The 10,532-nt window shown below is 71.8% G+C and carries 9 protein-coding genes; 7 read left to right on the forward strand and 2 right to left on the reverse strand.

The genetic code is table 11. The annotated features are described in order from the left end of the window. Positions 1–276 precede the first annotated feature (276 nt). Together xylB and J2X55_RS17080 are read left to right on the forward strand one after the other, a co-directional pair. Positions 277–1,668, forward strand: a complete 1,392-nt coding sequence (gene xylB / locus J2X55_RS17075) for a xylulokinase (RefSeq protein ID WP_115919832.1) — start codon at positions 277–279, stop codon at positions 1,666–1,668. Positions 1,669–1,814: 146 nt separating this feature from the next. Then, entirely contained in the window at positions 1,815–1,964 is a 150-nt protein-coding gene (locus J2X55_RS17080; RefSeq protein WP_309824891.1) for a hypothetical protein, read from the forward strand. 27 nt (positions 1,965–1,991) lie between these two features. Here the strand turns inward: J2X55_RS17080 and J2X55_RS17085 are convergent, their stop codons facing one another. Next, positions 1,992–2,729 carry a hypothetical protein gene (locus J2X55_RS17085; RefSeq protein WP_309824892.1) on the reverse strand — a complete coding sequence of 246 codons (738 nt, stop codon included), beginning with the start codon at positions 2,727–2,729 and terminating at the stop codon, positions 1,992–1,994. 66 nt (positions 2,730–2,795) lie between these two features. Here J2X55_RS17085 and J2X55_RS17090 point away from each other — a divergent pair, with 66 nt between their 5' ends. The 4 genes from J2X55_RS17090 (at position 2,796) to araA (ending at position 8,085) form a co-directional block, all read left to right on the forward strand. Beyond that, positions 2,796–3,770 (forward strand): LacI family DNA-binding transcriptional regulator, encoded by a 975-nt coding sequence (locus J2X55_RS17090; protein WP_309824894.1) that lies wholly within the window; start codon positions 2,796–2,798, stop codon positions 3,768–3,770. 501 nt (positions 3,771–4,271) lie between these two features. After that, positions 4,272–4,988 (forward strand): L-ribulose-5-phosphate 4-epimerase, encoded by a 717-nt coding sequence (locus tag J2X55_RS17095; RefSeq protein ID WP_309824896.1) that lies wholly within the window; start codon positions 4,272–4,274, stop codon positions 4,986–4,988. After that, positions 4,985–6,556 carry an FGGY-family carbohydrate kinase gene (locus tag J2X55_RS17100; protein ID WP_309824897.1) on the forward strand — a complete coding sequence of 524 codons (1,572 nt, stop codon included), beginning with the start codon at positions 4,985–4,987 and terminating at the stop codon, positions 6,554–6,556. Before J2X55_RS17095 ends, J2X55_RS17100 begins: the two co-directional genes overlap by 4 nt. A gap of 17 nt (positions 6,557–6,573) precedes the next feature. After that, a complete protein-coding gene (gene araA / locus J2X55_RS17105) occupies positions 6,574–8,085 on the forward strand; it encodes an L-arabinose isomerase (RefSeq protein ID WP_309824899.1) in 1,512 nt (503 codons plus the stop codon). A gap of 424 nt (positions 8,086–8,509) precedes the next feature. Here araA and J2X55_RS17110 read toward each other — a convergent pair whose 3' ends face one another. Continuing rightward, positions 8,510–9,163 (reverse strand): hypothetical protein, encoded by a 654-nt coding sequence (locus J2X55_RS17110; protein ID WP_309824901.1) that lies wholly within the window; start codon positions 9,161–9,163, stop codon positions 8,510–8,512. Between the two features lie 131 nt (positions 9,164–9,294). Between J2X55_RS17110 and J2X55_RS17115 the strand changes: the two genes are divergently transcribed. Continuing rightward, positions 9,295–10,338, forward strand: a complete 1,044-nt coding sequence (locus J2X55_RS17115) for an SDR family oxidoreductase (protein WP_309824903.1) — start codon at positions 9,295–9,297, stop codon at positions 10,336–10,338. The last annotated feature ends 194 nt before the right edge of the window (positions 10,339–10,532 follow it).

Raw genomic sequence — 10,532 nt, forward strand, 5'->3', positions numbered from 1 at the left:
CCGGCTCGCCGTCGGCGCGGGCCCGGCCCCGCGCCGCCGCGTTGAGTGTCCAGAACACCCGGATGATTTCGAAATCACTCCGGGTGTTTTGGACACTCAACGGAGGGGTCGGGGCACGGGCCACGGCCCCGCCCGGCCCCGTTGAGTGTCCACGACACGCCGTCACGGGATGCCGCGACACGGCGTTTGCTGGACACTCGACGCCACGGGCTGCGGCCCAGAGACACAACCACACGAGTCGCGCCGACGGAGGCGCGGCGGACAGAAGGGCAGAGCATGGCGCTCGTCATGGGAGTCGATTCGTCGACGCAGTCGTGCAAGGTCGTCGTCGTCGACGCCGAGACCGGGCGGGTCGTGCGCGAGGGGCGCGCGTCGCACCCGACCGGAACGTCGGTCGACCCGGAGGCCTGGTGGAAAGCGCTCCAGGATGCCATCGCCCAGGCCGGCGGTCTCGACGACGTCGCAGCGGTGTCGATCGCGGGACAGCAGCACGGGATGGTCGTGCTGGATGCGGACGGCGCGGTGATCCGCGACGCGCTGCTGTGGAACGACACCCGGTCGGCGCAGGCCGCCCGCGACCTCATCGACGAGGTCGGAGCCGACGCCTATGCGCAGCGGACCGGGGCGGTCCCGGTCGCCTCGTTCACCGGCACGAAGCTGCGGTGGCTGCGGGACGCCGAGCCCGAGAACGCCGCGCGCGTGGCCGCCGTGGCCTTGCCGCACGACTGGCTGACCTGGCGACTGCGCGGCTTCGGCCCGGGCAACGCCGAGCTCGACGAACTCGTCACCGACCGCTCCGACGCGTCGGGAACCGCCTACTGGGGTGCGGACGGTTACGACCTCGACCTCTTGCGTCGCGCTCTCGGTCACGATGCGGTGCTGCCGCGCGTGCTCGGGCCGTGGGAGAGCGCGGGCGCGCTGCCCGGTGGCGCCCTTGTCGGCCCCGGCGCGGGCGACAACGCCGGTGCCGCTCTGGGGTTGGGGGCGGGCCCGGGTGACGTCGTGGTGTCGCTGGGCACGTCGGGCACGGTGTTCGCCGTCGCCGAGGCCCCCACGCGTGACACGACGGGTGCCGTCGCCGGTTTCGCCGACGCGACCGGCCGCTTCCTGCCGCTCGTCGCGACACTGAACGCGGCGCGGGTGCTCGATGCGATCGCGGGTCTGCTCGGGGTGACCCACGACGAGCTCGGCGCTCTCGCTCTGCAGGCCGAGCCGGGCGCCGGCGGCGTCGTCCTCGTCCCCTGGTTCGAGGGCGAGCGCACCCCGAACCTTCCGCACGCGAAGGCATCGCTGAACGGGCTGACCCTGGCATCCACGAATCGACCGAACCTGGCTCGCGCCGCGATCGAGGGCATGCTCAGCGGGCTGGCGGCGGGACTCGAAGCGATCCAGGCGCAGGGCGTCGAGGTGCGGCGCATCCTGCTCATCGGCGGTGCGGCAGCCAACGAGGGCGTCGCGCGGATCGCCGCCGAGGTGTTCGACGCCGACATCGTGGTGCCGGCCGCGGGGGAGTACGTGGCGCTCGGTGCGGCACGGCAGGCGGCCGGTGTTCTCGCGGGGGGTCCGGTCGAGTGGACCGTCGCGACGACGCGCGCGGTCGAATCCAACCACCGCGAGCTGATCCGCCGCAACTACGAGGCGTTCGCCGCTGTTCGTGCGCGAGAGTAGACGCGGGCCCGTCGGCGTCTTGTAAGGGGGGCGTCGGCGGGTTCGCCCCGTCGATGGGAGCGGTCTCAGGGGTGACCCGCCATGCGGGTCGAACGGGCGCGGTCAACCGCCTCCCGGATTCGTCGTCTCGCCCCTAGCGTCGCGCCATGACCCGCATCCGTCTGCACGCGCCCACCTTCTCTTGTGATGTCGAGATCGACGAGGTCGACGACCTCATCGAGGCCGAGGGCCTGACCTGGATGCGCGAGGGAGAGATCGACGGCGTACCGCGGTACGTGCCCGTCGCCGCGGGCTGAGGGCAAGACGGCCGCGGCATCCGCCGGTCACCGCGGCATCCGCACCTCCCCGTCGTCGGGCTGCACGCGCGCGTACGACGGTTGCCGCGCGGCCCGCACCCAGGCGTACGCGCGCGAGCCCGGAAGCGGGCGTCGGACGGCGTCGAACCGCAGTCCCGCGTCGTTCTGGTCGGTGTCCTCGCGAAGATCGACGACGGCGAACGGATGCCACGTGCCGACGGCCGCGGCGTGGCCCAGGGTCAGCGACCAGGTGACGTCGTCGTCTGCCGCGGCCTCCCTCGGGTCGGTCGCCGGCGGACGTCCCGATCGCGTCCGCGCCCCGAGCAGCACCGGTCCGCGCGCGCCGCGATAGGGGAACAGGGTGCCGAACCGCGCGCGTTCGGCGCGGCGGTGCGGGAGCAGGACGAAACGGGCGGGCACCGTCCACCCCGTCGACGCCAGCTCGATGTCGGCGGGTTGGCCACCCGCGTCGACGCGCAGCGCGAGTCCGATGATGTCGGGCAGCGGCGCGGGGAGTCCGACCGACCGGGACACGCGGGCGACCACGGGCACGGGCCGCTCGGAGCCGCGATCGATCCACGCGATGCCCGAGGGAACGGCATCCGGGATCCAGCGCACGTGCCCGCTGAGCACCACCCCGCGCGGGTGGATCGGGCGCGGGTGGCGCAGCTGCTGCCCGACGGCGAACGCGCGGCCCAGCAGGCTGCCGAGCACGCGCGCCACGGGTGCCTCGGAGTGAGGGGGGATGCCGGTGGTCGAGGCCATGGCGCCATCGCACCGCGTGACACCGGCGACGGCCGAGGGGGTTGCGCGCCGCTACTGTGAGGGACCATGAGCGGCGAGGTCGGCAGCAAGCGCATCGGCGTGCGCGAGGTCGCCGCCGCCGCGGGGGTGTCGACGCAGACCGTCTCGCGAGTGCTGAACGGGTACGCGGGCATCCGCGACAGCACGCGCGAACGTGTTCTCGCCGCGGTCGCCGACCTCGATTACCGCGTGAACAACGCCGCGCGAGCGCTCGGCACGAGCTTGACGCGCACCGTGGGGGTGGTGGCATCCGACGCCGTCCTGCACGGGCCGTCGGCGGGCATCGCCGCTCTCGAACGTGCGGCGCGGTCGCGCGGACGGTGGATCTCGACCGCCTACACCGACTCGGACGACCCCGCCGACATCGACGCCGCCGTGCGACACCTGCTGGGGCAGGGGGTCGACGGGATCGTGTTGGTCGCGGCCCACGGAACCACTCCTCTCGAGGGGTACGACGTGCCGATCGTTCCGCTGTACGGCGAATCGGGGATCCGCCAGCGCGATGCGGCCGCCCTGGTCGTCGATCATCTCGCCGACCTCGGACATCGCCGGATCGTCGAGCTCGCGGGTCCGTCCGACTGGCGGGAGGCCCTCGCCCGCACCGCGGGGGTCGCGGAAGCCGTGGCCCGCCGCGGCCTGGATCTGGCGGAGCGTGTCGAGGGGGACTGGAGTGCCGCCTCGGGCTCGCAGCTCGCTGACGCGGTGGCCCGATACCGGGCAGACGGAGTGACCGCCGTCGCCGCGGCCAACGACCAGATGGCCCTGGGGCTCATGGCCGGTCTCGCCGCTCGCGGTCTGACCGTGCCGGTGGGCGTCTCGGTCGCCGGTTTCGACGACAACCCGGATGCCGCCTTCTACAGCCCCGCGCTCACGACGGTGCGCCTCGACGTCGAGGGTGAGGCGGAGTACGCCGTGGCCGCGGTGCTCGGCGACGTCGCGGAGCTGCCGGCCGCGCCCGTGCTGGTGGTGCGCGAGTCGACCGCGCCGCCGGGTCGGCCCTAGCGGGGCGGGCGTCGTCCGGAGCGGGGTGGGTATCGGCCGTAGCGGGGCGGCTCGGCCCTAGCGGGGCAGCTGTCGCGCCGCCGCCGGGCCCGGCGCCCCTGGCGGCATCCACTCTCCGGCGTCGGGCGCGCCGAACTCCTGAAGAAACGCCCCGCGAGCGCCCGCACCCGCGCATCGCCGTGGCCGCGTGCAGTCCCCGCGCCCGAAACTCAGGAGTTCCGCACGGGAGCTCGAGGTGCACCGGCGTTTCCCGACCGTGCCGCGCACCGGGAGGCCCCGTCGGCGAACGGTGGCGGCAGAGCGCCGCCGAGATCACCCGCGCGGCTCGAGATCACCCGCTCTTCGCGGCAAAAGCGTGTCATCTCGCGCGGCGCAGGTGATCTCGGTGCCGAGGCGACCGCTCACCCGAACCGCCGCTCGCGCCGCCGCGATGTTACCGGTAACATTGCGGCACGAGGGCGCCGCGCCCCACCACCCGAACCACCGTCGAAGGAGACACGCGTGACCGACGCCGCCACGTTCACGCCCGAGGTGCAGAAAGCGATCGACGCCGTGCGCGCCGATGTCGCGAAGCTGCATGACGAGCTCGTGCGCTACAACCTGATCGTCTGGACCGGCGGCAACGTCTCGGGCCGCGTGCCGGGTGCCGACCTGTTCGTCATCAAGCCCTCCGGCGTCTCGTACGACGACCTCGCCCCCGAGAACATGATCCTCTGCGACCTCGACGGCAACGCCATCCCCGGCACCCCCGGCTCGGAGCGCAGCCCCTCGAGCGACACCGCCGCCCACGCCTACGTGTACCGCAACATGCCCGAGGTGGGCGGTGTCGTCCACACCCACTCCACCTACGGCGTCGCGTGGGCGGCTCGGGGTGAAGAGATCCCCTGCGTCATCACGGCGATGGCCGACGAGTTCGGCGGGCCCATCCCGGTCGGCCCGTTCGCCATCATCGGTGACGACTCGATCGGCCGCGGCATCGTCGAGACCCTGCGCGGTCACCGCTCGCGTGGCGTCATCATGCAGAACCACGGCCCCTTCACGATCGGTTCGAGCGCCAAGGATGCCGTGAAGGCCGCCGTCATGCTCGAAGATGTCGCCCGCACCGTGCACATCGCGCGCGAGGCCGGACCCCTGATCCCGATCCCGCAGGACAAGATCGACGCCCTCTACAACCGCTACCAGAACGTCTACGGACAGAGCTCGGATGACCGTCGATGAACGCCCACATCACCGAAGGCCGCGCCTCGCTCGGCATCGAGCTCGGCTCGACCCGTATCAAGGCCTGCCTCATCGGCCCCGACGCCGAGGTCATCGCCACCGGCTCCCACGAGTGGGAGAACGTCTACGCCGACAAGCTGTGGACCTACTCCCTGGATGCCGTGTGGTCGGGCCTGCAGGCCGCCTACGCCGAGCTGATCGCCGACGTGCAGCAGAAGTTCAGTGCCACCCCCGAGCGCTACGCCGCGATGGGCGTGTCGGCGATGATGCACGGCTACCTCGCCTTCGACGCCGACGGCGAGCTGCTCGCGCCGTTCCGTACGTGGCGCAACACCAACACGGGTGTCGCCGCGGCCGAGCTCACCGAGCTGCTCGGCGTGAACATTCCGCTCCGCTGGTCGATCGCGCACCTGCACCAGGCCGTCGTCGACGCCGAGCCGCACGTGCCCGAGATCCGCTACCTCACCACCCTCGCCGGGTACGTGCACTGGAAGCTCACCGGCGAGAAGGTGCTGGGCGTCGGGGATGCCTCGGGCATGTTCCCGATCGACTCCGCGACCCGTGACTACGACGCCGAGCTCGTCGCCCGCTACGACGCCCTGGCCGCCGGCCGTGTCCCCGCGCTGAAGGACCTGCTGCCCCAGTCGCTCGTCGCCGGTACCTCCGCCGGGAACCTGACCGCCGAGGGGGCTCGGCTCCTCGACCCGACCGGAACCCTGCGTCCCGGCATCCCCTTCGCTCCTCCCGAGGGCGACGCGGGCACCGGCATGGTCGCAACCTGCGCGGTCGCGCCGCGCACGGGCAACGTCAGCGCCGGCACGAGCATCTTCGCGATGGTCGTGCTCGAGCGGCCGCTCAGCCAGGTGCACCACGAGCTCGACCTCGTCACGACGCCCTCGGGCGACGCGGTGGCGATGGTGCACTGCAACAACGGCGCGAGCGAGCTGGCCGCGTGGGCCAACATGTTCACCGCGTTCTCCGCTGCGGCGGGCACACCCGTGACCCCGGATGCCACGTACGCGGCGCTGTTCGAAGCGGCCCTGAACGGCGAGCCCGACGCGGGGGGACTGCTGGCCTACAACCACCTCGCCGGTGAGCCCATTGCGGGTCTCGACGAGGGCCGACCGCTGGTCGTGCGCACGCCCGAGAGCCGCTTGACGCTGCCGAACTTCATGCGCGCGCAGCTGTACGGCGTCTTCGGAACGCTCGCTCTCGGCATGGACGTGCTCCACGGCGAGGGCGTGCAGCTCGACAAGATGTACGCGCACGGCGGCATGTTCCGCACGGCCGGTGTCGCCCAGCGCTTCCTCGCGGCAGCACTCGACGCTCCCGTCGCGGTCGCCGAGACGGCGTCCGAGGGTGGCGCGTGGGGCATCGCGGTGCTCGCGGCCTATGTGGTCGACGGACAGGGCCGCGACCTCGACACGTACCTGCGCGAGGCGATCTTCGCCGACGCGCCGATCGTCACCGCCGACCCCGAACCGGCCGATGTCGCCGGATTCGCGACCTACCTCGACCGTTACCGCGCGGGCCTCGCCGTCGAGGCCGCCGCCGTGGCATCCCTCTGAGAACGACAGGAAAGAACATGACTCGCACTCCCCTCAAGAACGACCTCGACGGCTACGAGGTCTGGTTCGTCACCGGCAGCCAGAACCTCTACGGCGAAGAGACGCTGAAGCAGGTCGCCGAGCAGTCGCAGGCCGTCGTCGAGGGCCTGAACGGCCTGCCCGTGAAGGTCGTCTGGAAGCCCGTGCTGAAGGACTCCGACAGCATCCGCCGCATGGCGCTCGAGATCAACGGCCGCGACGACGTCATCGGCGTGATCGCGTGGATGCACACGTTCAGCCCCGCCAAGATGTGGATCTCGGGCCTCGACGCCCTGCAGAAGCCGCTGCTGCACCTGCACACGCAGGCCAACGTCGAGCTGCCGTGGAACGACATCGACTTCGACTTCATGAACCTCAACCAGGCCGCCCACGGCGACCGCGAGTTCGGGTACATCCAGACGCGCCTGGGCGTCGCGCGCAAGACCGTCGTCGGTCACGTGTCCAACCCCGCCGTGCGTCAGCAGATCGAGGACTGGGAGCGCGCCGCCGCCGGCTGGACCGCTGCCCGCACCCTCAAGCTCGCGCGCTTCGGTGACAACATGCGCTTCGTGGCCGTCACCGAGGGCGACAAGACCGAGGCCGAGCTGCGCTTCGGTGTGCAGGTCAACACGTGGGGCGTCAACGAGCTCGTCGAGGCCGTCGAGCAGGCATCGGATGCCGATATCGACGCGCTCGTGCGGGAGTACGTCGACAGCTACGACGTCGTCGAGGAGCTCCTCCCCGGCGGCGCGCGCCACCAGTCGCTGCGCGACGGTGCGGCGATCGAGCTGGGGCTGCGCTCGTTCCTGGAGGAGGGTGGCTTCGGCGCCTTCACCACCTCGTTCGAAGACCTCGGCGCGCTCAAGCAGCTGCCCGGTCTCGCGGTGCAGCGCCTCATGGCCGAGGGCTACGGCTTCGGCGCCGAGGGCGACTGGAAGACGGCGATCCTCGTGCGCGTCGCGAACGTCATGGGTGCGGGCCTGCCCGGCGGCGCTTCGCTCATGGAGGACTACACCTACGACCTCGTCCCCGGTCAGGAACGCATCCTCGGCGCCCACATGCTCGAGGTCTCGCCCTCGCTCACCACGAAGAAGCCGCGCCTCGAGATCCATGAGCTCGGCATCGGCGGCAAGGACGACCCGGTGCGCCTGGTCTTCACCGCCGACGCTGGCCCCGCGCTCGTCGTCGCGATGAGTGACATGCGCGATCGCTTCCGGCTCGTGGCCAACGTCGTCGAGAACGTCGACGCCCCCGACCTGCCGAAGCTCCCCGTGGGCCGCGCGGTGTGGAAGCCGGCCCCCGACTTCGCGACCTCGGCCGGCTGCTGGCTCGCCGCGGGTGCCGCCCACCACACCGTCATGACGACGGCCGTGGGCATCGAGGTGTTCCGAGACTTCGCGGAGATCGCCAAGACCGAGCTCGTCGTCATCGACGAGGAGACCACGGTCCGCGGTTTCCAGAGCGAGCTGCGCTGGAACCAGGCGTACTACCGCCTGGCCCAGGGCCTGTAAGACCCCCGCCGCCCCGGGAGCGCGATGCCCCGGGGCGGTGCGGCACGTGCGCATGCCGTTCGCTCGGCCTGCGCCCCGGTCGTCGAGGCGCCCCTTACCGCCTCGGCGAGCGGACCGTGCCCCGGATCCCTGGTGGCGGTGGGCTGCCGGGATCCGGGGCACTTCTCGTTCGCGGGGTGATCAGCTCGTGTTCAGGGATGCCGTGGCATCCGGTGCGGGGGCCGTGTCCCGGTTTGGGTGGGGTCATGTCCCGATTTGTGCGGGCTGCGGGGTGCGTGGGCAGCCTTTTTCGGGACACGGATGCCATGGCATCCGGTGCTGGGGGCCGTGTCTCTGTTTCGGTGGGGTCATGTCCCAATTTGTGCGGGCTGCGGGGTGCTCAGGCCGCCTTTCTCGGGACACGGATGCCACGGCATCCGGTGTTTCAGGACGACGACGTCGGTATGAAAGAGGCCAGCGCCGCGCGGTAGGCGGCCGAGTCGGCACGGACCTCGGGTGTCACGAGGAGCCCGGTCGCGCCGAGGGAGCGGACGTACGCTCCCCGACATGGGATGACCACGATCCGGACGAGGCCCTGCCGCCAGGCGGGGACGAGGGCCTCGACGTCGCGGCGTTCGGGAAGGTCGGCGAAGGAGTGAGGCCGAGCCGTGCGCCGCGCTTCGGATGCACGCTCCTGCACATCGCGAAACGAAGCGTCGTCGAAGACGCCGTCACCGAACTCCTCGCGCCACGAGGGGCTCATGACCTCGGCGAGCAGGGCCGCGCGCTCCTCCTGCGGCAGATCGCGCTGCCAGAGCCGGTCCACGGCGGGGAAGTCGGTCGGGCGCCCGGCGTGCGCGACGACCCGAGCCCACAGAGCGGGCCAGGCGGCCTGCCATCGAACACGCTCGGTCTCGTCGAGCGTGTGCGCGGCCGGGGCGGGAGTGTCGATCAGCGGGGGTGGGACGTCGCCGTCGGCCTCGAGTTCGAAGGCGTCGCGGACCCAGAGCATCTCGACCGCTTCGCGCGGGGCGCCCTCGATGGAGAGGATCATGTCGGGCGGCCAGGGGTCCCCGGGGATCGGGTGGGTGGACTGCATCTCTCCAGGGTCGCGCGGTCGCTCGCCGAGCGGAACCCGTATCGAGGAATACCCCCCGAACGCCCGTGGTTGCCCCTCGTTCACCTCGACCGAAGGGAACCCTCGTTTTGACTGACTCCTCACATGCCCTCGTGGTGGGCGCGACCGGTATCGCCGGCGGCGCCCTGCTCGATCGACTGATCGACGACGGCTGGGAGGTGACGGCGTTGTCGCGGCGGCCCGGCCCGGCGCGACCGGGAGTGACCTGGCGGTCGGCCGACCTGCGCTCGCTCGAGGCGCTGATCTCGGCGCTGCGGGGCGTGCCCGTCACGCACGTCTTCTTCACCGCGTGGTCGCGGCAGGAGACCGAGGCCGAGAACATCGCCGTCAACGGCGGCATGGTCCGCGACCTGCTCGCGGCGCTCGCCGCAGCGCCGGTGCGGCACGTCGCGCTGATGACCGGACTGAAGCACTACCTCGGGCCCTTCGAGGCCTACGGCCAGGGCGAGATGCCCGACACGCCGTTCCACGAGGACGAGCCGCGGCTCGACGTCGACAACTTCTACTACGCGCAAGAGGATGAGCTGTTTGCCGCAGCACAGCGCCAGGGCTTCACCTGGTCGGTGCACCGCTCGCACACGGTGCTCGGGCACGCGGTGGGCAACGCGATGAACATGGGCCTCACGATCGCGGTGGCCGCGGCGATCAGCCGCCACACGGGACGCCCCCTCGTCTTCCCCGGCAGCGAGACGCAGTGGAACGGCCTCACCGACGTGACCGACGCCGATCTGCTCGCGAACCAGATGGTGTGGGCGGCCACTCACCCCGAGGGCGCCGACGAGGCCTTCAACACGGCCAACGGCGACGTGTTCCGGTGGCGGTGGATGTGGCCGCGCATCGCGGCGGACCTCGGCGTGGAGGCCGTGGGCTTCGACACCGCGCCCCGACCGTTCGAACAGCAGATGGCGGATGCGGCACCGGTGTGGGCCGAGATCGTCGCGCAGCACGGTCTGATCGAGCCGGAGCTGGAGCGTGTCGCCTCGTGGTGGCACACGGATGCCGATCTCGGACGCGACATCGAAGTCATGACCGACATGTCGAAGAGCCGCCTGGCGGGCTTCACCGAGCACCACCGCACGCGCGACTCGTTCACCCGCCTCTTCGAGCGGTACCGGGCGGCGCGTCTGATTCCTTGAGCGCGGGCAGCCAGGTTCGGGGCGCGGCATTCCGTTCGGGGCGCGGCATCCCACGCCCCGAACGGAAAAGTGCGCCCCAAACCCGGGGGGGGGGGGGGGGGGGGGCAAAAAGCGGTGCCCCCGGGCCCAAAGGGGGGCCCGGCCCCCCCCTGCCGGGACGCCAACCCCAACCCCCCCCCATAAGGGGTGGGTGC

Source organism: Microbacterium sp. 1154 (assembly GCF_031455375.1).
Classification (GTDB): Bacteria; Actinomycetota; Actinomycetes; order Actinomycetales; family Microbacteriaceae; genus Microbacterium.